The sequence below is a fragment of the Bradyrhizobium sp. CCGUVB23 genome (assembly GCF_024199885.1).
In the GTDB taxonomy this organism is placed as follows: Bacteria; Pseudomonadota; Alphaproteobacteria; order Rhizobiales; family Xanthobacteraceae; genus Bradyrhizobium.
In genome coordinates, this window is record NZ_JANADQ010000001.1 from 9,615,239 (window position 1) to 9,634,523 (window position 19,285).

Consider the following 19,285-nt stretch of genomic DNA (forward strand, 5'->3'; position numbering starts at 1 on the left):
CTAGACCCGACCGCGCCATTTTGGTATCTTATCTAAAGTGATATCAGTGATAACAATCAATAATGACAACCACCCTCGACATCGCCACGGTGCAGGCCTTCCTGCTGGTCTCCGACCTGCAGAGTTTTACGCGCGCCGCCGAAGCGCTTGGTACCACGCAGGCGGCGGTCAGTTTGAAACTCCAGCGGCTCGAAACGCTGCTCGGAAAGCGCCTCGTCGAGCGCTCGCCGCGCGCGGTCAAGCTGACGGTCGACGGCGTGATGTTCCTGCCGCGGGCGCGTGCCTTGATGGACGCGCATGATCGCGCGCTATCGGTCGAGACGCCGACCGCGCAATTGTTGTCGCTCGGCATCTCCGACCATGCCGCGGGCCCCGAACTGGTGCCGCTGCTCGAGCGGCTGCATGCCATGACCACGCAGATGGCCCTATCAGTCACCATCGGCTTCTCCCGCGAAATGCTCGATGCCTATGATGCCGGCGAGCTCGACGCGGTGATCGTCCGCCAGGAAGGCAGCCGCCGCGGCGGCGAAAAACTGTCCGAGGACGAGTTCGGCTGGTTCGCGACAAAACGCTTCGCTTGGCCGCACGGCGACGCCTTGCCGGTCGCAACATTGGCGCCGCCCTGCGGCGTCCGCGCCATCGCGCTGCGCGCACTCGACAAGGCCGGCATCGCCTGGACTGAGAGCTTCGTCGGCGGCGGTGTCACGGCAGTTGCGGCTGCAGCCCTTGCCGGTCTTGCGGTGGCGCCCCTCGCCCGCCGCATTGCGCCACCGGGATTGGTTGATATTGGGCCGACACACAAGCTGCCGAAGCTCGGAACATCGACAGTGATGCTGCATTCGAAGGTCAGCGATCCCGCCAAGCTCGCGGCGCTACGAACGCTCGCGGCGACATTCCGCAGCGTCGCCGACGCGTAGCTCAGAAAGCCGGCTTGCTCTCGCCGCCCGCGCGCTTTCCAGCGACGAACCAGTAGACGAGTCCAGCCAAACATCCTGCGCCGATGAAGAGCCCGCTGAACCATCCGAAGCCCTGGAAGAGGATGGCATGGCTCAAGGTCCCGAGCCCACCGCCGACGCAAGCGAAGAAGGGCAATGACCGTATCCGGTGTCGCTCGCTCAGCCAAACCGTGATGGCAGCGGGAATGCCCGTCAGAATGCAGGTGACGATGAGCACGAGCGGCAAGGTCCACGTGGCAACAACGAGAGCAGTTGCCAGCCTGTCGGTAGCCTCCGGCGAGGATGGAGACGTGATGACCAATATGACGGGCTCGACGACGATGCTTGCGACGATGCAGCCAGCGAGCCAACCTTTGAAAGTGCGCGCAAAGGTGCCGGACATCCCACCCTCCTCACAGGATCGCCTCGAACGCGCTGCGCAGCGTCTCGTGCCGAAAGACAAAACCGCGGCTCAGCGCCTTGTTCGGCAGCACGCGCTGGCCACCAAGCAGGAGCTCGTCCGCAAAACCGCCACCGATCCGGCGGAGCAGGCTTGCCGGAATGCGAAACACCGCGGGTCGGTGCAGGCGGCGGGCAAGCTCGTCGGTGAATTTCGCGTTGGTGACGGGGATCGGCGCGGTCGCGTTGATGGGGCCGGCGAGATCAGGTGTCGCGATCACATAGGCGATCAGGCGCACGAGATCGTCACGCTCGATCCAGGACATCCATTGCCGCCCCGTGCCGAGCGGACCGCCGAGGCCGAACTCGAACGGCGTCAGCATGCGCGTGATGAAGCCGCCCTCGGTGCCGAGCACGAGGCCGATGCGCAAGTAGACCACGCGGACGCCAAGCTGCTCCGCCGGCCGCGCCGCCTTCTCCCAGGCATCGCACAGCGCATGGCTGAAGCAGGCGTGCGACTTCGCCGATTCCGTCAGCACCTGGTCGGCCCACAGCCCGTACCAGCCGATCGCGGAGCCACTGACCAGCACGGCCGGCTTGCGCTCAAGCCGCGCAATGAGCTTCACGACCTCGCCGGTGACATGCGTCCGCGAATTGAGGATCTCTGCACGCTTTTCCTCGGTCCACAGGCCGTTGCCAATCGGCTCGCCCGCGAGATTGACGATTGTGTCGATTGGCGTGTCGGAAGCTAGCTGATCGAGGCCCGTGATCAAGGTCACCGGTGGCGGCAGCATCCCCGCCTTTGCGGGGTCTCGGATGAGTGCGATGACATGGTGCCCCGCCGCGACAAGGCTGGCCGCGAGCCTGTTGCCGATGAACCCGGTGGCACCCGTAATCAGAATGGTCTGGCGGCTGGTCGACTTGTCAACCAGGCCGCAGGCGGGCGCGCTGGTCATGCGGGCGAGCCGCCGCGTCACAGCAAAGTCGCGCAGGCCGCACAATGCCGCGCCAACCGCGCAAGCGGTCGCGGCAATGCTGAGCAGGCCGTGATAAGCGATCGTCACGCCGAGCGGCTGCATGGCCCAGCCGATCAGGACCGGCAGCAGCAGCACCAGGATGGCGCCGTAGTTGATCGCCAGCAGTGTGTGGTTGATGCGCTCGCTCGGCGGCAGCTTGCGGCTCAGATCCTCCTCGACGAAATCCATCAGCGTGATGACGATCTCGGCGACCAGCACCGCGACGATGAGGACGGCAAGCAGCCCGTGAACCTCGAGCCACCCGAGCACCAGGAACAGAAGCGCATAGAGCATGTTGCGCACCGCGTGGAGCTTCAGCTCGAAACGCTGCGACGGCCGCCAGGCCAGGCGCTCGGTGAATTCATGGTGATAGAAGGTGTCGAACACCCCCATCACGATCTGGATAGCGATGAGGGTCCACAACAGCGGGGTCATGATACGGCCTCCCTGAATACGGCGGACTGGTGGATCAGCGCGCCGTAACGCGGGTGAGTGACGTCGAGGGTGAAACGGAAAGAGCCCTCGCCGAGATCGCGGTGGGTCACCGTGAGGTCGCCCGGCGTGAGCCATTGCGGCAGGGGAATCCAGAGACGTCCCAGCTGAAGGCCATAACCGGCGCTGCGAAAGGTCAGCGCCTGGCCTTCCACCGCGATACGGAGCGCCATCGAGACGCCGAAGCCGACATATTCTTCGAGCCCGGTCGGTCCGGCGAAGCGTTTGGCCGAATGGATTACTTGCGGAAAGCCCCGCTTCCGCGCGCAGATGCGCGTCCAGGTCTGGCCGCCGCTCCTCCCATCCTCGGTGACCGTGACGATCATCGGCACGCCGGTGTCGCGTCCGGTCGGCAACGGGCCGCCGATCAGGCGCGCGGCCTGCGCGAACCACCAGCCAAGCTCGCTGAAGCCGACCTCGTCGACCACGCCGACATAGACGACGCTGTCGCCGACAGCGACCCGCTTGGAAAACCGCCGCCAGGTCGCAAGCGGCAGGCGCCCCCAATCCTCAGCCGACAACAGCGCGCGGAAGCGGCGATCATCGAGGAATCTGGTGTGAGCGGGGGAGGATGCGTGAGAGCCTTGTAATCTTGCCGACGTCATCTCACCCCTCCCCCCAGCTATTTGGCTTTGCCCAGCGGCAGCAGGTTGGCGATCTTCTCGCCGAGCTTCATCAGCGCGATCAGCCTCGGCCGCGGCACTCTCAGCATCTGCATGAACCAGTGATCCGTGAGCTCGGTGAAGGCGAGCATCTCCTTCAGCCGCTTGGCTGCGACCGGGCTGATCGTCGGATCATCGGTGGCATCGGAGACGCAGGCCCGCAGGGCCACGATCGCGGGATCGATCTCCCGCTCCTTGCGCCGCGCCGCGATCCGCGCCGCCACCTCCCAGATGTCGGTCTCCGCCTCGAAATGATCGCGCCGGTCGCCGAGGATCGGTACGCGCCGGATCAAATTCCAGGCCAGAAGCTCCTTGATCGAGTTGGAGACGTTGGACCGCGCCATGCCGAGCGTCTCGGCGATGTCCTCCGCCGTCATTGGCGCTTCCGCCAGATAGAGGAGCCCATGGATCTGGCTGACCGAGCGGTTGACGCCCCACTCGTCTCCCATGTCGCCCCAGTGCAGGATAAAGCGCTCGACGGCGGCGGGCAGTTTCTTCTTGCCGGTTGTTTCTGTCATAACAGAAATATCTGACGGTATCGATTTCCTGTCAAGCGTTACGCGAGGCCTCTGCCTTGCATACTGTTCCCGACATTTGCCTAAAAAGAGCTCAGGCGCGCGGAACAAAGACCGCCACGAAGACGTTTGTCCCCGTCGAGGCGGGGTCCAGAATGGCGCAAAAGTATAGACAACAGAGAGACTTGTTCGATAGCGAACGCAGTTTCAGGTTGTTGGTTGAGGGAGTTGCGGACTACGCCCTCTATATGCTCGATCCCACCGGCATCATCACCAGCTGGAACATCGGAGGTCAGCGCATCAAGGGCTATTCGCCCGAGGAGATCGTCGGCCAGCATTTCTCGCGCTTCTATACCGAAATCGACCGAGCCAACGGCAAGCCCGCGCGCGCGCTCAGAATCGCGCGGGAACAAGGCCGCTACGAGGAAGAAGGCTGGCGCGTCCGCAAGGACGGGACGTTCTTCTGGGCGAGCGTCGTGATCGATCCGATCTACGAGAACGGCGCTCTCATCGGCTTTGCCAAGATTACCCGCGACATCACCGAACGCCGCAACGCCGAGCTCAAGCTCGAGGCGATGCAGAAGCAACTGGCGGAGTCCCAGAAGTTCGACGCGCTCGGCCAGCTCACCGGCGGCGTCGCGCACGACTTCAACAATCTGTTGATGATCATCAGCGGCAGCCTTCACGTTCTCAAGCGGGGCGCCGAGCAGGACGCCAAGCTGGAGCGCGCGATTTCCGCAATCGATACGGCTACGAAGCGCGGCGCCGCACTGACGGCCCAGCTCCTGACCTTTGCGCGGCGGCAGAGCGTCAATCCCCAGGCGATCCATTTCGGCGAGCGGATCAAAGCGATCCGTGAGGTCCTCCATGCCGGCGTCGGCAGCCCCGTGCGGCTCGCCTTCGACATCGACCGCGAGATATGGCCGATCAGAACCGACGTGTCCGAACTCGAGACGGCGCTGCTCAACCTGGTGATCAATGCGCGCGACGCGATGCCCGACGGCGGCACCGTGACGATCGGTGCCCGCAATGTGGCGCTGTCCGACCCCCTTCACGCCGGCGAGTTCGTGGCCATCAGCGTTGCCGACACTGGTCTCGGCATCCCCTCCGACGTGCTCGACAAGATCTTCGAGCCGTTCTTCACGACTAAGCCGGTCGGCAAGGGCACCGGGCTCGGCCTGTCCCAGGTGCACGGCTTCGCGCATCAGGCCGGCGGCACCGTGAAGGTGGACAGCGAACTCGGCAAGGGCACGATATTCACCATTCTCCTGCCGCGCGAGACCAGCGAACCACAACGCGAAGCGGCCGCCGCGCCCTCGCGCGGCAGCGGAACCGTGCTGCTGGTCGAGGATAATCCGGACGTCGCGCTGGTCAGCATCGGGCTCCTGGAGCAACTTGGCTATCAGGTGCGCCGCGTGGCGGACGCCGAGGAGGCGCTACGCGAGATCGAGCATGACGGCGTCGACTTCGTATTCTCCGACATCGTGATGCCCGGCAAGATGGACGGGCTCACCCTCGCCCATCGCCTGCGCCAGATCCGCCCCGGCCTGCCGATCCTGCTCGCGACCGGCTACAGCGACGCCGCGGCCGACGTGCGCGGCGACTTCCCGATCCTGCGCAAGCCCTACGAGATCCACGAGCTCAGCGACGCCATCGCCAAGCTGCCGCGGTGACTCTACACCGTCGGCAGCACCGAGAACGCCTCGCCTGCCCGCCGCAGGTTCAGATCGTCATCGCCTGCGGTTTCGCTGGTGACATTATCGACGCGCGAGGACGGTGGGCCATGCCGGCACAGTGCCACCATTTCGGCGACGCGGGTCGGAGGCCCCGCAAACAGCGCTTCAACGCTGCCGTCGCGCCGGTTGCGCACCCAGCCTTCGAGCCCGCTCGCGCTCGCCTGGTATTCGACCCAGGCGCGATAGCCAACGCCCTGCACACGGCCGCGGATCATGACCTGGAGGATGGCGCGGCTCATCTCTTCAACCCCAGGAAATCGGCAGTACGCGCTTTCACGTAGGCCTCGCGCATGATGCGGCTGGTCAGCTCCGACGATGCGAGACCGCTGAGATTCTTCGGCGGCGTCCCTTCGCGCAGCGCCTTTAGCGTGTCGTAGACGGCCTGAGTTGCCGCAGCGATCGGTGCGTGGCCCTGCAGCGCGATGCGCACGCGCTGGCCAGCGAGATAGTCGAGGGCGTTCAGCTCATCGGGCGCACCGCCCAGCACGATCGGTAGACGCGTTGCCGCTGCGATCGCCTCGAGCTCGGTGCGCGTCTTGATGCCGGTGAAGAACAAGGCATCGACGCCGGTTGCCTCATAGGCTTGGGCGCGCCTGATGGTGTCCTCGATCGACGTGATCGCGGCGGCGCCGGTGCGGCCCATGATGACGAGCGAGGGATCGCTGCGGCCGTCGAGCGCTGCCTTCATCTTGCCGACGCCCTCCTCCAGCGAGATGAGCTGTGTCTTCGGCTCGCCAAAGGCCTGCGGCAGCAGGGTGTCCTCGATGGTGAGGCCGGCGCAGCCCGCGGCCTCCAGCTCCTGCACCGTGCGGCGGACGTTGAGCGCGTTGCCATAGCCGTGATCGGCGTCGACCAGCACCGGCAGCGCGGATGCCCTCGACATCCGCCGCATCTGCTCGGCAAGTTCCGTGAGCGTAATCAGCGCGATGTCGGGATCGCCGAGCACGGCGAGCGAGGCCACCGAGCCGCCGAACATGCCGAGCGGAAAACCGAGATCTTTGGCAATGCGGATCGAGATCGCGTCATAGACCGAGCCGGGACGGACGCAGCCCAGCCCGGCGAGGATCGATCGCAATCTTTCGCGGCGTTGACGGAAGGCCATGGTGTTCCCTGTCTTTCGAAGCCGCTCCAGCATACTCCGTCATTGCGAGCGCAGCGAAGCAATCCAGGATCTTTCCGCGGAGGAGTCTGGATTGTTTCGTCGCTTCGCTCCTCGCAATGACGGTGTTTGTGGGTCCTGCGGAGACCGACTCACACCTCACGCAAACTCCAGGATCAGCGCGTCTACCGCGAGCGTGGCGCCGGCGCTGGCGTGGATCTTCTTCACGGTGCCGTCGCGCTCGGCGCGCAGCACGTTCTGCATCTTCATGGCTTCGACGACCGCAAGCGTCTCGCCAGCCTTGACCTCCTGCCCTTCGGCGACGGCGATGGAGACGACGAGCCCGGGCATCGGACAGAGCAGCTTCTTGCCGGTGTCGGAGGCCGCGGTCACGGGCATCAGCCGCGCGGAAGTCGCTTCCGTCTCGGTCCAGACATAGACGGGAACCTCGACGCCCTGATGGGCGAGCCGCATGCCGTTCGGGATCGGCCTCACCTGCACCGCGATGAAGTGGCCGTCGATGGTGCCCTGCCAGACCGGTACGCCCGGCTTCCACGGCGATTCCAGGAGGTGGGCATTGCCTGCCTTGCCCTCGGCATCGAGGAAACGCACCGCGATCGCCTCGCCTTCGCGCGCGATCTCGAGTGCGATCTCCTCGCGGTCGAGCCACACCGCGCGGCGGCGCTCGCGCTGCACGACGCGGCCGCCGAGCTGGCCGGAGATCTGCCGCTTGCGCTCGCCGAGCACGTGGTCGATGGCGGCGCCGACGGCCGCGATCCGCCGCGCGACCTCGCCTTCAGCCACGCGCGCCGAAAAGCCCTTCGGAAACTCCTCGGCGATGAAGCCGGTCGAGAGCCGTCCTTCGCGCCAGCGCGGATGGTTCATCAGCGCGGACAGGAACGGAATATTGTGACGGATGCCGTCGACATAGAACGCATCGAGTGCGGTCGCCTGCGCCTCGATGGCCGCGGCGCGCGAGGGCGCATGGGTGACGAGCTTGGCGATCATCGGATCGTAGTGGATCGAGATCTCGCCGCCCTCCTGCACGCCGGTGTCGTTGCGCACGGTGATGCCGTCCTTGCTTAGCTCCGCTGGTGGGCGGTACTTCACGAGGCGCCCGATCGAGGGCAGGAAGTTGCGGAAGGGATCTTCGGCATAGAGACGCGACTCCACCGCCCATCCCGTGAGCGTAACGTCCTTCTGCGCAATGGTGAGCTTTTCGCCGGCGGCCACGCGGATCATCTGCTCGACGAGATCGATGCCGGTGACGAGCTCGGTGACGGGATGCTCGACCTGGAGGCGGGTGTTCATCTCCAGGAAGTAGAAGCTCTTGTCCTGTCCGGCGACGAATTCGACGGTGCCGGCGGAATCATAGTTCACGGCCTTCGCCAGCGCGACCGCCTGCTCGCCCATCTTGCGGCGGGTGGTCTCGTCGAGCAGCGGCGACGGCGCCTCCTCGATGACCTTCTGGTTGCGGCGCTGGATCGAGCATTCGCGCTCGCCGAGATGGATGACATTGCCGTGCTTGTCGCCCAGCACCTGGATCTCGATGTGGCGGGGATCGACGATGAATTTTTCGACGAAGACGCGGTCGTCGCCGAACGACGCCTTGGCTTCGGCTTTCGCCAGATTGAAGCCTTCGGCGACCTCGCTCTTCGAATGCGCGATGCGCATGCCCTTGCCGCCGCCGCCGGCGGAGGCCTTGATCATCACGGGGTAGCCGATCTCGTCAGCAATGCGCACCGCGTGCTTGTCGTCCTCGATGACGCCGAGATAGCCGGGCACGGTCGAGACCTTGGCCTTGGCGGCCGCCTTCTTGGACTCGATCTTGTCGCCCATCGCCGCGATCGCGCCGGGGTTCGGGCCGATGAAGACGATGCCGGCTGCCTCCAGCGCGCGCGGAAACGCCTCGCGCTCGGACAGGAAGCCGTAGCCGGGATGCACGGCCTGCGCGCCCGTCTTGCGGCATGCCTCGACGATCTTCTCGATTACCAGATAGCTCTCGGCCGCGGCCGGCGGCCCGATCAGGACGGCCTCGTCGGCCATCTCCACATGCAGCGCGTCGCGGTCGGCCTCGGAATAGACCGCAACCGTCTCAATTCCCATCCGGCGGGCAGTCTTGATGACCCGGCAGGCGATTTCGCCGCGATTGGCGATCAGAATGCGTTTGAACATGCTTTTCTTGGTTCTTCGACCCTGGGCGGGACCTCTCCCTCACCCCTTCGGGCTGATGGGACAGGCCGTGATGTGTCCGTGGTACAGCAAAATAGGCCAGAGGCAACGGTCTAAATCCGCACCCCGCCCTGGCGTACCAGCGATCCCTGCCGGCCTTATCGCTTTCCCAAAGCAGGCCTTATCGATCCCTATCTGCTATCGGCCTTGGCGGCGCCCCGCACCAGCTCGTGGACAAAACCCAGCTTCCCGACCACCGCCGGTGACAGGATGAAGGGATAGAGGTCGCGGGCACCCATCGCCCGGTTGACGCTGTTGATGGCAAAGGTGAAGGGCAGCCATGCATTGACGAGCTTCTCCACATCCGCCGCCGTGTAGGGGTTGAAGCGGATGCGCGCCGTCAGCTCGCCGTCGCGATCGATCCTGGGGCGCACCTCCACGCCGAATTCGGCGGCCATCTCAAGTGTGTCGACGATGTGGAGGTAGTGCGCCCAGGTCTCGGCGAAGTCCTCCCAGGGATGCGTGGTCGCGTAGGCGGAGACATAGCTCTGCTGCCAGTCATCCGGCGGCCCCCCCGCATAATGGCGTTGGAGCGCCTGCCCATAGTCGATCTGTTCGTCGCCGAACTTCGCGCGGAATTCGTCGAGCTTGCCGCCGTCCCGCACCAGCACGTCCCAAAAATAGTGCCCGACCTCGTGGCGGAAATGCCCGAGCAGCGTGCGGTATGGCTCGCCCATCTCGAGCCTGCGCCGCTCGCGTTCGATGTCGTTGGCTTCCGTCAGCGCGATCGTGATCAGGCCATTGTCATGGCCGGTCATGATCCGCTGGCCGCTGAAGGGATCATCGGCAAGGAAGTTGAAGATCAGCCCGTGCGTGGGATCCTCTGCCCGCGTCGTCAGCGGCAGCTTCCAGCGCGAGAGCGAATAGAACAACCGGTGCTTGGCCACCTCGAGTTCGCGCCAGCCGGCAAGCTGCGCCGGGTCGGACAGGTCGGGCACCGTGCCGTTGTGCCGGCAGGCGCGGCAGTAGAGATCGCTGCTGCCGGGCTCGGTCAGCCAGTTGCAGGCGTCGAACTCGGCATTGGCGCACAGCATGCGGCCCGTGCCCTTGTCGGCCAGCGTCACCCAGGCCGTCCCGTCGGGCTCGATCGCGGAGAGCATCTCCTTTTCAGGCAGGAAGGCAACCCGGTGACCGCAGCGTTCGCAGGCGCGGTTCTCGAAATAGAGGACGTTGCCGCAGGCCTGGCAGACAAATAACTTCAAGGTTTACATCCCCCGACAGGAGTCTCTTGAGCCCATCTTGAACCTATCTTGAGGCTATTGGGCCCGGCGACGACGCTTCGCGACGTTAATCGTTCCTGCGGGCGGAACAAATTCCTCAAACTGGACATTGGTTCGCCGTCCACACTTCCCGGACATCATTCTCCCCTTCAGGTCGTTGCAATGGGTAGCCATCGCGCCCGGTCTGTGTGACAATTGCTCCGGCACGTGCATCACAGCGGCCGACCCCTTGAACGATCCTTTGCCCGAGACCATCGCCGCCGAAAGGCTGCGCCAGCATCTGGACGAGATCGCCCGCGAGCGCGACAACGCCTATCGCGCGTTGCAGGAGCGCGAGGCCGAGCTTGCGCGCATCCAGCGCATCGCCGGCGTCGGCGGCCTAGAGATCGATTTCCGTGACGGCGTCAGGAATCGCCGCACCCCCGAATATCTGCTGATCCACGGCCTGCCGCCGGAGGCCGCCAACGAGACCTATGGCGACTGGATGCTGCGTATCCATCCAGAGGATCGCGAGCGCACGATCAAACACCTGTTCGGCACCCTCAAAAGCGAGAGCGAAGATTACTCCGACACCTACCGCATCACCCGCCCCAGCGACGGCGAGGTGCGCTGGATCCGCGTGGTCGGCAAGATCGAGCGCGATGCGGGCGGCCGCGCGGTGCGGCTGGTCGGCGCTGACCTCGACGTTACCGACCAGATGCTGGCGCAGGCGACCTTGCGGGAAAGCGAGGAACGCTTTCGCCTGATCGCCGACAGCGCGCCGGTGCCGATCTGGGTCACCAAGCTGGACCGCAAGCGCTCCTTCGCCAACCAGGCCTATGTCGATTTCCTCGGCCTGCCCTTCGAGGAGGCGATCGATTTCGACTGGCGCAAGGTGCTGCACCCGGATGACCTGCCCCAAGTGCTCCAGCAATCCGTGCAGGGCGAAGCCTCGCTGAAACCCTTCGTGCTGGAAGCACGCTACAGGCGCGCCGACGGCCAGTGGCGCTGGCTGCGCTCGGAGTCGCAGCCGCGCTGGGACCCCAATGGCAAGCACATCGGCTTCATCGGCGTCGCCCACGACATCACCGCCGCCAAGCAGGCCGAGATCGAGCTCAGGCAGCTCAACGAAACGCTGGAAGAGCGCATTACCGAGCGTACCTCACAGCTCGAAGCCAACGAGGCCCGGCTGCTTGCGATCTTGGAAACCAGCAACCAGTACCAGGGTCTGCTCAACCTCGAAGGCAACGTGCTCTACGCCAACACGACGGCGCTCGCCGGCATCCGCGCCGCGCCGCGAGACGTCATCGGAAAGCCGTTCTGGGACACGCCATGGTTCGCCGCGACCGAAGGCATGTCGACGATGGTCCGCAACGCCTTCGATACGGTCCTGACTGGCGAAGCGGTGCGGATGGAGATGCTGCTCCGCCTCCCGATCGGCGAGCGCTGGTTCGATTTCAGCATCCGCCCCCTGCTCGACCAGCACGGCAGGATCTCCGGCGCCGTGCCCGAGGCCGTCGACATCAGCGAGCGCCGCCGCGGCGAGGAGGCGCTGCGCCAGTCGCAGAAGATGGAGGCGATCGGCCAGCTCACCGGCGGCGTCGCGCACGATTTCAACAACCTCCTCACCATTATCCGCTCGGCCACCGACTTCCTGCGCCGGCGCGAGCTGCCGGAGGAACGGCGGCGACGCTACGTCGATGCGATCTCCGAGACCGTCGAGCGCGCCTCGAACCTGACGGCACAGCTGCTCGCCTTCGCGCGGCGGCAGCCCTTGAAGCCGCAGATCTTCAACGTCGGCACGCAGGTCGAAAGCGTGGCGCAACTGGTGCGGACGCTGGTCGGCGCCCGCATCGAGATCGTGGTCGACGTGCAGGATGCCGACTGCTTCACCATCGCCGACATCGCGCAATTCGAGACCGCGCTGATCAACCTCGCCATCAACGCACGCGATGCGATGAAGGACGAGGGACGGCTGACCATCGCGGTCCGCAAGTTCAAGGGCATCCCTGCCTTGCGCACACAATCGGCGCGCAGCGGCGATTTCGTCGCCATCTCGGTCCACGACACCGGCTCGGGCATCGCGCCGGAACATCTCGAGGCGATCTTCGAACCGTTCTTCACGACCAAGGAGGTCGGCAAGGGCACCGGGCTCGGCCTCAGCCAGGCCTTCGGCTTCGCAAAGCAGTCCGAGGGCGACATCGCGGTCGAGAGCAGCGTCGGACACGGCGCGACCTTCACGATCTATCTGCCGCAGGCGCCGAGCCCCACCCTGGCTACCGAAGCAGCGTCGCTGATGAGCGAACCCGCCGCCACGGGACGCGGCTATCGCGTGCTGGTGGTCGAGGACAATGACGACGTCGGCCGCTTCTCCACAGAACTGCTCGAAGACCTCGGCTATGTCGTGCGCCGTGTCGCCAACGCCAACGCGGCCCTGGCGATCCTCGGCGAGAACGAATTCGCTGTCGATCTCGTGTTCTCCGATGTCATCATGCCCGGCATGAATGGCGTTGAGCTCGCCGGCGTCATCCGCGATCGCTATCCGGGCCTGCCGGTCGTGCTCACCTCCGGCTACAGCAACGTGCTCGCCGAAAGCGCCCATCGCGGCTTCGAGCTGATCCAGAAACCGTATTCGGTCGAGTCGCTGTCGCGCATCCTGCGCAAGGCGATGGCGGAAAAGGTCTCGGTCGCAAGGTGATTGTCAAATTTGCGCGAAGCCGTCACGAATTCCGTCATTGCGAGCGAAGCGAAGCAATCCAGAATTTTTACGCGGAGACGGTCTGGATTGCTTCGTCGCTTCGCTCCTCGCAATGACGGCGCTGTTGTGCTTTTACGCTCCATCAGGTCTTGCATGACATGAAACCCGCCCTCCTCTCGGCCTGGCAGACCTGGGCGTTGCTCTCCGCCTGCTTTGCCGCGCTGACTGCGATCTTCGCCAAGGTTGGGGTGGAGAACATCAATCCGGATCTTGCGACCTTCATCCGCACCATCGTGGTGCTGCTGGCTTTCTCCGTGCTGTTGTTCCTCACCGGCCAATTCGCGGTGCCGTCGGAAATCTCGTCAAAGACCTGGCTATTCCTGATCCTGTCGGGCCTCGCCACCGGCGCATCCTGGCTGTGTTATTTCCGCGCGCTGAAGCTCGGGCCCGCAACGCTGGTGGCGCCGATCGACAAGCTCAGCGTCGTGCTGGTGGCGCTGTTCGCCTTCGCCTTTCTCGGCGAGCGTCCGACTGCACAGGGCTGGCTCGGCATCGCGATGATCGGCGCCGGCGCGGTGCTGCTCGCGGTGAAGCTGTAACGGAGTGCTCGCGCTGATGTGAGCGGAACCAATCCGGTCTGACATCGGTTTCTCGCAGGGCGAGTTCTGCGCCTCGATCGAGATTCACAATGTCGAAGCGCAGTCTGAGCGAAGGGGTGCAAGCCGGGCGCGCGCTGGACGCGGCGAATTTCTTCCTCGCCGATGTCCGCGACGGGCTTGGGCCATATCTTGCCGTTTATCCCCTCACCGAGCAGCGATGGGACGAGTCGCGTCCGCAGGGGAAGACAGCGCCGCCGGCTTCAGCTATCGCTGCACGATAACCATCGAACGAGGGCCACATTGCCGATCGCGCCGCATGCCGCCTATTGGGCCTGGAGCATCATCGTGCTTGCGACCGCAGGCGTCATCATCCGCCCCTTTCGCCTGCCCGAGGCAATCTGGGCGCTGGCGGGCGCTGCGGCGCTGGTGCTGTTCGGCGTCCTGAGCTGGGATGACGCGCTGACCGGCGTCGAAAAGGGCATCGACGTCTATCTGTTCCTGATCGGTATGATGCTGATCGCCGAGCTCGCCCGGCTCGAAGGCCTGTTCGACTATCTCGCAGCGCTCGCCGTCGAATATGCCCGCGGCTCGCCGCAGCGCCTGTTTCTGCTGATCTATCTCGTCGGCACGCTGGTCACCGTCTTCCTGTCGAACGATGCGACCGCGATCGTGCTGACGCCGGCGGTCTACGCGGCGACACGGGCAGCCGGCGCCCAGCCGCTGCCTTATCTCTTCGTCTGCGCCTTCATTGCCAACGCCGCGAGCTTCGTGCTGCCGATCTCGAACCCCGCCAACCTCGTGGTGTTCGGCACGCACATGCCGCATCTGGCCGAATGGCTCCGCCTGTTCGCCCTGCCCTCGTTCGCCTCGATCGTACTCACCTACGTCGTACTTCGCCTCACCCAGCATCGCGCGCTGAAGGAGGAGGACATCGAGCACAAGGTCGCGCACAAGAGGCTCAGCCGTGGTGGCAAGCTGACCGCGATCGGTATTGCCGCGATCGGCCTCGTGCTGGTTACGGCCTCCGCGCTCGACAAGCAATTGGGCCTGCCCACCTTCATCTGCGGCGCGGTAACGACCGGCCTCGTCCTGCTGCTCAGCCGTCAGTCGCCCCTGCCGGTGCTCAAGTACGTGTCATGGAGCGTGCTGCCGCTCGTCGGCGGGCTCTTCGTGATGGTGGAGGCGCTGATCAAGACCGGCGTGATCGGCCATCTCAGCGCGCTCCTGCATGAGGCTGTCGGACAATCCGTACCCAAGGCCGCCTGGAGCGTCGGGATTGCGACTGCGGTTGCCACCAACATCGCCAACAATTTGCCGGTGGGGCTCGTCGCCGGATCGATCGTCGCCAGCGATCACCTGCCCACATCCGTCGTCAGTGCCATCCTGATCGGCGTCGACCTGGGGCCGAATTTCTCGATCACCGGCTCACTCGCCACCATCCTATGGCTGGTGGCGCTGCGCCGCGAGAAGATCGAGGTCGGCGCCTGGCCCTTCCTCAAGCTCGGCCTGCTCGTGACGCCGCCGGCCCTGATCGCGGCACTCGCGGCCGCGATCAGATGAGCGTGGTCAGTCGTTCTCGCAGCCCCGAGGCATGACGAGATGAGGCGCGGCACGCGCCTCAACAAAAACATCGAAAACAACCCCATGCAAAGTAGCCGACGCCTGCCCGCGCCACGCCTTACGAATTTTCCGAATCCATTTGACACGTCGGGCAAATCGGAGGCATGATGCCATCATCGACCCAAGACGCCTGAACGAGGAACCATACCAAGCCGTTTGACGTTTCTACACCAGAGTGGAGGTCCCTCAATGAGTAGTGAGCGGGATAGCCACCATACCGCCATTGGATTTTTCATGGTTGCGGTGATTATCGCAATCCTCGCGGCATTCGTCACGACGCTTGAGCGGGTCGACACAAGGAGGGCTAACAACGAGACCCCGCCCGGCACGACCGGCCTCGCTAAACCACGCCCGCCGTTGGACCGCGCGCCAGGCCAGGCCGTCATCGGTAACTGAACGGCCACATATCCCGCGCGATTGAAACTGTTATCAGGCTACATTTCTGGTAGAGTTGTTGCGTCAGTCAGCATTCAATGAACGTTGTCGGGCGTTCATGAACCTTTGTCCGCTGCGGCGAGTTCTTATCGACGAGGCAGGTTCACGTATGGGGACCGATCAATGAAGCGCCTCCGGTTCAAACCAAAGTCCTCGCTGAAGGTACGGCTTGCCATAGAAGCCCGGCAGTTGAGCGACGAAGCCGAGACCTACCCACCCGGGCACAAACGAGACAGTCTGCTTAGGAAGTCCCGACAGACCAAAGTTGCATCCGACATAGTCGCGTGGCTGATATCACCGGGTAGGTGATCCTGCCGCCCGCCGCGGTGGCCGCAAAGACTGACTACATCGGCGGATGCACGGCAGAGGATGATCTCCGGATCAGGCCAGGCGAGCATGGACGGCGGCCTTCCGTTGGGCCGATTAAATCGATAGCGGGCCCGCTCGGCACCGCGCCCAATTCGGCCCGACGACCCTCCCATCATCGGTACAGGCTGCAGGGTCGTGGGCGATTAGCTCTCGATTTGCTTCACCGTCGAAATCGGCCATCGACCCTCATGCCCCGCGATCGAGATGCGGAGCCCATGCTCATCATCGAGGAAGACGCCATCGATTGTGCCAGCCTTGGCGTCAGTCAAGACGACGGCCTTGCCGACCAACTCCTTCTCGGCATCTTGCAATTCGCGCAGGACGTTCATGGCTCGTTTGTCGCCTGTGCTCGAGGCGCTCATGGTGCCAACTCCAAACGGGCCGCCGATCGGCGCGTCAAGCGCGGGCGATCTCAACAACCTCGCTGAGCTTGTTTTCGGCGTCGTAGATCTTGACCTGAAGCCGAGGGAATCGGTTCTTCAGCTGTGTGCCAGCTTCCAGGGCGCTCGGTTTCGCCGCGAAAGTCGCCTTGACATGACCGTCGACGATTAAGGCATATCCGGTCCTCAGGGGCTCAATCGATGCCTTGGTGGTGCGGGCGGACGCTGCTGGCGCTGCCAGCCGGCGCTTCTCGCGCATGGGAACAACTCCGCTTGTCGGGGACTGCTAATCAACTGCCCGCGGTCTCCAAGGTTCCCGTCACTCGATGCGCGCCAACGCACAGACGGCGCGCACCCACAGTCCTGGAACGCAAAACGTCCGCCCGAAGGCTGCCGGCAAGGCAAAGCGCCACCCAGTGTCGCAAAGCGAACCGAGCGGAAATCGAGACTCGATTAGGCTGCGGGCGTTTGGCCATACTAGGAACGGCTATTGCCATATGAGACCTACGCACTCGTAGTTGACGCCATGGGGATCATCGTCCTCGCGGTGTTGATCGTCGGACAGCGATCACGTCGGCGCGCCCGAGGCCCATGGCGGTCCGGATAAACGCAAAAAGGGCCGCCATGGGCTGTGCGGTTGCGTCGTCCGTCAGTCATTCTCGTAGCCGTAGACCTCCGGCAGGATGAAGATCGCAGCGAGCAAACCGATCAGCGGGAAGATCGCGACGAACAGCGTGGCGTTCGCCTGCCCGATCGCCGAGAACAGCGCCGGGAACAGGAAGATCGCCAGGAAGGACGGCAGCTTCACGAACATGTAGGCGAAGCCGCTCGCGGTGCCGCGATACTTCGGCTTGGCGACCATGGTCGGGATGGTCATGCAATTCGAGGCGTCCCAATAATGGCCCCACAGCATGCCGGCGGCCGCAAACGGTAGCAGGATCTTGTTGTCGGCGTAGAGCGCGAAGGCCGCGACCAGCAGCGACACCAGCACGATCGAAAAACCCGCGATCGCAATGCCGCGATGGCCGAGCTTCGGCGTCAGCAACGGCCCGACCCAGCCCGAGAGTCCGGCAAAGCAGAACAGCGCCATCGTCACCAGATTGTTGCCGAGGATGGACGACACGCCGACCATCACGAACAGCACCGGCAGGTAGAACGCGAATGTCGAGAACTCGCTTCCTTGCGCGAAGCAGGCGATCCAGCCATAGATCGTGGCGCGCCAGCGGATCGGGTCCTTCCTGAGGTCCGCAAGGAACGCGCTGGTGCGCACCTTCGGCACCACCACGTCCTGGTCCGGCAGCATAGCGAGATCGTCGTTGAACATCTCGCGCGCGACCTGCTTGGCCTCGCGGAAACGTCCCTTCTGCACCAGCCAGACCGCCGTCTCCGGCACGTCGTGCCGCATGATCAGGATGATCAGCGCGGGCACGGCACCGAGGCCGAGCGTTATGCGCCACAGCATCTCGTGCTGCATGTCGATCAGGAGGAATATCACGATGACACCGATGGTGAGGACTTCACCGACCGCGAACATGAACTGCCAGCGGTTGCCCATGACCTCGCGCTCGCCCTTGGCCATGGATTCCATGATGTAGGTGTAGCCGGTCGAGATGTCGGAGCCGAGTGGCACGCCAAGCAGGAAGCGGATGACGATCAGCCAACCGACGCTGGGCACGAAGGCCTGCGCCAGCGCCAACACGATGAACAAGACCATCGTGACCAGGAACATCACGCGGCGGCCGATCTTGTCGGACAGCCAGCCGCCGAGCAGCGCGCCGATCAGGGCGCCGCCTTGCGTGCCGGCCGCGGCGAGACCGAGCATCAGGGGATCGGGATTGTACTGCTCGCGAATGAAGATCAGCACGAAGGCGATCGAATAGAGGTCCCAGGCCTCGACCAGGATCGAGGCCATCATCAGCCACCCGACCTTATTGCCCTTGGGGCTGTAGTTGGTGATGAGGTAGCGGACCGCGGCTTCGCTCGCGGCCTCCTGTGGCATGTGTTGCGCGGCCATCGTTGACATGTTCTGTTTCTCCCTGAGATTTGTTACGTGCCGAGCAGCGGCTCGATGCTGCAATCGAGCAGCCGCGGATCGATCCCCGCCTCCATCCCGACGAAGATCGCATTCATGAAGTCGATCAGCGCGTCGCTGGCCTCGACCGCCGCTTCAACGCGGCGATTGGCGATGGCCTTCAAGATGTCGAGATGGCGATCGATGGTGCCGGACAAGTCGGTCTGCCCCGGCATGTGGCGGTGATGAATGAAGCCGATGCGGCGATAGAGCGTGTGCAGCGGCCGCATCGTGTGCGCGAGGAACGGCTCGCCGCCGGCCTCCAGGATCAGCGCATCGATACGGCGGTCGAGGCTGTTGAACTCGTCGAGCGTCAGCTTGGCCCGGCGCTCGCGCAGCACGCGCTCGATATGCAGGGCCTGGTTGCGATGCGACAGGCTGGCGCGATCGGCCGCGAGGCGGATCACGAAGCGTTCCATGTCGCGGCGAAGGCCCAGCAGCATGCGCTCGCGGGCGAGATCAATCGGCGCGACCTGCAAGCCGTGGCGCGGGCGGATGATGATCAGCGTGTCGGCGGCAAGCGTGTTGATGGCATGGTGCACCGGCGTGCGGCCAAAGCCCGTGATGTGCTGCAACTCGAGCATGGTCAGGAACTGCCCCGGCCTCAGCTCGCAACTGACGAGCAGATCCTCGATCTTCTGATAGGCCAGCTCGACGAAATTGACGCGGTTGCGCCGGCCGATCGCGCCTTCACTTGCCGCATTGACCAGCTCGAGCGCGCGTTTGCGCCGCACCATGTTGTCCTCCCAATCGACCCCGCCTCGTCCCGGGCCGGATCGCGTCTTGTTTGTGACATGCATAAAACATGTTGTGATATATTACAAGCGG

At 64.4% G+C, this 19,285-nt stretch carries 19 protein-coding genes; 7 read left to right on the forward strand and 12 right to left on the reverse strand.

Features of this window, described 5'->3' with window-relative positions; genetic code table 11:
* The first annotated feature begins 62 nt into the window (after positions 1–62).
* Positions 63–917, forward strand: coding sequence for a LysR family transcriptional regulator (locus tag NLN62_RS45215; RefSeq protein WP_254113036.1), 855 nt, complete (start codon positions 63–65; stop codon positions 915–917).
* A gap of 1 nt (position 918) precedes the next feature.
* Here NLN62_RS45215 and NLN62_RS45220 read toward each other — a convergent pair whose 3' ends face one another.
* The 4 genes from NLN62_RS45220 to NLN62_RS45235 are packed head-to-tail and all read right to left on the reverse strand — an operon-like array spanning position 919 to position 4,022.
* A complete protein-coding gene (locus NLN62_RS45220; RefSeq protein WP_254113037.1) occupies positions 919–1,338 on the reverse strand; it encodes a hypothetical protein in 420 nt (139 codons plus the stop codon).
* A 10-nt stretch (positions 1,339–1,348) separates the two neighbouring features.
* The gene (locus tag NLN62_RS45225) at positions 1,349–2,785 is read right to left on the reverse strand and encodes a TIGR01777 family oxidoreductase (RefSeq protein ID WP_254113038.1); all 1,437 of its coding nucleotides are present in this window, start codon (positions 2,783–2,785) and stop codon (positions 1,349–1,351) included.
* Positions 2,782–3,447 (reverse strand): DUF4166 domain-containing protein, encoded by a 666-nt coding sequence (locus NLN62_RS45230; protein WP_254113039.1) that lies wholly within the window; start codon positions 3,445–3,447, stop codon positions 2,782–2,784. Before NLN62_RS45230 ends, NLN62_RS45225 begins: the two co-directional genes overlap by 4 nt.
* A 17-nt stretch (positions 3,448–3,464) precedes the next feature.
* A complete protein-coding gene (locus NLN62_RS45235) occupies positions 3,465–4,022 on the reverse strand; it encodes a GbsR/MarR family transcriptional regulator (RefSeq protein WP_254113040.1) in 558 nt (185 codons plus the stop codon).
* A gap of 152 nt (positions 4,023–4,174) precedes the next feature.
* Here NLN62_RS45235 and NLN62_RS45240 point away from each other — a divergent pair, with 152 nt between their 5' ends.
* The gene (locus NLN62_RS45240; protein WP_027526135.1) at positions 4,175–5,692 is read left to right on the forward strand and encodes a PAS domain-containing sensor histidine kinase; all 1,518 of its coding nucleotides are present in this window, start codon (positions 4,175–4,177) and stop codon (positions 5,690–5,692) included.
* 2 nt (positions 5,693–5,694) lie between these two features.
* Here the strand turns inward: NLN62_RS45240 and NLN62_RS45245 are convergent, their stop codons facing one another.
* The 4 genes from NLN62_RS45245 to NLN62_RS45260 form a co-directional block, all read right to left on the reverse strand.
* The gene (locus NLN62_RS45245; protein WP_027526134.1) at positions 5,695–5,994 is read right to left on the reverse strand and encodes an acylphosphatase; all 300 of its coding nucleotides are present in this window, start codon (positions 5,992–5,994) and stop codon (positions 5,695–5,697) included.
* A complete protein-coding gene (locus NLN62_RS45250; protein ID WP_254113041.1) occupies positions 5,991–6,857 on the reverse strand; it encodes an oxaloacetate decarboxylase in 867 nt (288 codons plus the stop codon). The genes NLN62_RS45245 and NLN62_RS45250 overlap by 4 nt, the downstream gene beginning before the upstream one ends.
* Before the next feature lie 156 nt (positions 6,858–7,013).
* Positions 7,014–9,029, reverse strand: a complete 2,016-nt coding sequence (locus tag NLN62_RS45255) for an acetyl/propionyl/methylcrotonyl-CoA carboxylase subunit alpha (protein ID WP_254113042.1) — start codon at positions 9,027–9,029, stop codon at positions 7,014–7,016.
* Positions 9,030–9,217: 188 nt separating this feature from the next.
* Complete coding sequence (locus NLN62_RS45260; protein WP_027527237.1) at positions 9,218–10,288, reverse strand: putative zinc-binding metallopeptidase; 1,071 nt, start codon at positions 10,286–10,288, stop codon at positions 9,218–9,220.
* A gap of 229 nt (positions 10,289–10,517) precedes the next feature.
* Here NLN62_RS45260 and NLN62_RS45265 point away from each other — a divergent pair, with 229 nt between their 5' ends.
* The 5 genes from NLN62_RS45265 (at position 10,518) to NLN62_RS45285 (ending at position 15,598) form a co-directional block, all read left to right on the forward strand.
* A complete protein-coding gene (locus NLN62_RS45265; protein WP_027527236.1) occupies positions 10,518–12,983 on the forward strand; it encodes a PAS domain S-box protein in 2,466 nt (821 codons plus the stop codon).
* A gap of 158 nt (positions 12,984–13,141) precedes the next feature.
* Positions 13,142–13,582 (forward strand): EamA family transporter, encoded by a 441-nt coding sequence (locus NLN62_RS45270; protein ID WP_254113043.1) that lies wholly within the window; start codon positions 13,142–13,144, stop codon positions 13,580–13,582.
* Between the two features lie 89 nt (positions 13,583–13,671).
* Complete coding sequence (locus NLN62_RS45275) at positions 13,672–13,863, forward strand: hypothetical protein (protein WP_027527234.1); 192 nt, start codon at positions 13,672–13,674, stop codon at positions 13,861–13,863.
* 25 nt (positions 13,864–13,888) lie between these two features.
* Positions 13,889–15,142, forward strand: a complete 1,254-nt coding sequence (locus NLN62_RS45280) for an arsenic transporter (protein ID WP_254113864.1) — start codon at positions 13,889–13,891, stop codon at positions 15,140–15,142.
* A gap of 249 nt (positions 15,143–15,391) precedes the next feature.
* Positions 15,392–15,598: a hypothetical protein gene (locus tag NLN62_RS45285; RefSeq protein WP_156944778.1), complete on the forward strand. Its 207-nt coding sequence runs from the start codon at positions 15,392–15,394 to the stop codon at positions 15,596–15,598.
* Between the two features lie 551 nt (positions 15,599–16,149).
* Here the strand turns inward: NLN62_RS45285 and NLN62_RS45290 are convergent.
* The 4 genes from NLN62_RS45290 to NLN62_RS45305 form a co-directional block, all read right to left on the reverse strand.
* Positions 16,150–16,368 carry a hypothetical protein gene (locus NLN62_RS45290; RefSeq protein ID WP_027527232.1) on the reverse strand — a complete coding sequence of 73 codons (219 nt, stop codon included), beginning with the start codon at positions 16,366–16,368 and terminating at the stop codon, positions 16,150–16,152.
* A 34-nt stretch (positions 16,369–16,402) separates the two neighbouring features.
* Positions 16,403–16,645 carry a hypothetical protein gene (locus tag NLN62_RS45295; RefSeq protein WP_245288246.1) on the reverse strand — a complete coding sequence of 81 codons (243 nt, stop codon included), beginning with the start codon at positions 16,643–16,645 and terminating at the stop codon, positions 16,403–16,405.
* A 390-nt stretch (positions 16,646–17,035) separates the two neighbouring features.
* A complete protein-coding gene (locus NLN62_RS45300) occupies positions 17,036–18,409 on the reverse strand; it encodes an MFS transporter (protein ID WP_254113044.1) in 1,374 nt (457 codons plus the stop codon).
* Between the two features lie 23 nt (positions 18,410–18,432).
* Complete coding sequence (locus tag NLN62_RS45305) at positions 18,433–19,194, reverse strand: GntR family transcriptional regulator (RefSeq protein ID WP_254113045.1); 762 nt, start codon at positions 19,192–19,194, stop codon at positions 18,433–18,435.
* Positions 19,195–19,285 lie beyond the last annotated feature (91 nt).

What these genes read in the sequence shown, in the direction of transcription:
- NLN62_RS45215 (WP_254113036.1), top strand. Translation starts at nt 63, where the DNA reads ATGACAACCACCCTCGACATCGCCACGGTGCAGGCCTTCCTGCTGGTC.
- NLN62_RS45220 (WP_254113037.1), bottom strand. Translation starts at nt 1,338, where the DNA reads ATGTCCGGCACCTTTGCGCGCACTTTCAAAGGTTGGCTCGCTGGCTGC.
- NLN62_RS45225 (WP_254113038.1), bottom strand. Translation starts at nt 2,785, where the DNA reads ATGACCCCGCTGTTGTGGACCCTCATCGCTATCCAGATCGTGATGGGG.
- NLN62_RS45230 (WP_254113039.1), bottom strand. Translation starts at nt 3,447, where the DNA reads ATGACGTCGGCAAGATTACAAGGCTCTCACGCATCCTCCCCCGCTCAC.
- NLN62_RS45235 (WP_254113040.1), bottom strand. Translation starts at nt 4,022, where the DNA reads ATGACAGAAACAACCGGCAAGAAGAAACTGCCCGCCGCCGTCGAGCGC.
- NLN62_RS45240 (WP_027526135.1), top strand. Translation starts at nt 4,175, where the DNA reads ATGGCGCAAAAGTATAGACAACAGAGAGACTTGTTCGATAGCGAACGC.
- NLN62_RS45245 (WP_027526134.1), bottom strand. Translation starts at nt 5,994, where the DNA reads ATGAGCCGCGCCATCCTCCAGGTCATGATCCGCGGCCGTGTGCAGGGC.
- NLN62_RS45250 (WP_254113041.1), bottom strand. Translation starts at nt 6,857, where the DNA reads ATGGCCTTCCGTCAACGCCGCGAAAGATTGCGATCGATCCTCGCCGGG.
- NLN62_RS45255 (WP_254113042.1), bottom strand. Translation starts at nt 9,029, where the DNA reads ATGTTCAAACGCATTCTGATCGCCAATCGCGGCGAAATCGCCTGCCGG.
- NLN62_RS45270 (WP_254113043.1), top strand. Translation starts at nt 13,142, where the DNA reads ATGAAACCCGCCCTCCTCTCGGCCTGGCAGACCTGGGCGTTGCTCTCC.
- NLN62_RS45275 (WP_027527234.1), top strand. Translation starts at nt 13,672, where the DNA reads ATGTCGAAGCGCAGTCTGAGCGAAGGGGTGCAAGCCGGGCGCGCGCTG.
- NLN62_RS45285 (WP_156944778.1), top strand. Translation starts at nt 15,392, where the DNA reads ATGAGTAGTGAGCGGGATAGCCACCATACCGCCATTGGATTTTTCATG.
- NLN62_RS45290 (WP_027527232.1), bottom strand. Translation starts at nt 16,368, where the DNA reads ATGAGCGCCTCGAGCACAGGCGACAAACGAGCCATGAACGTCCTGCGC.
- NLN62_RS45295 (WP_245288246.1), bottom strand. Translation starts at nt 16,645, where the DNA reads ATGCGCGAGAAGCGCCGGCTGGCAGCGCCAGCAGCGTCCGCCCGCACC.
- NLN62_RS45300 (WP_254113044.1), bottom strand. Translation starts at nt 18,409, where the DNA reads ATGTCAACGATGGCCGCGCAACACATGCCACAGGAGGCCGCGAGCGAA.
- NLN62_RS45305 (WP_254113045.1), bottom strand. Translation starts at nt 19,194, where the DNA reads ATGGTGCGGCGCAAACGCGCGCTCGAGCTGGTCAATGCGGCAAGTGAA.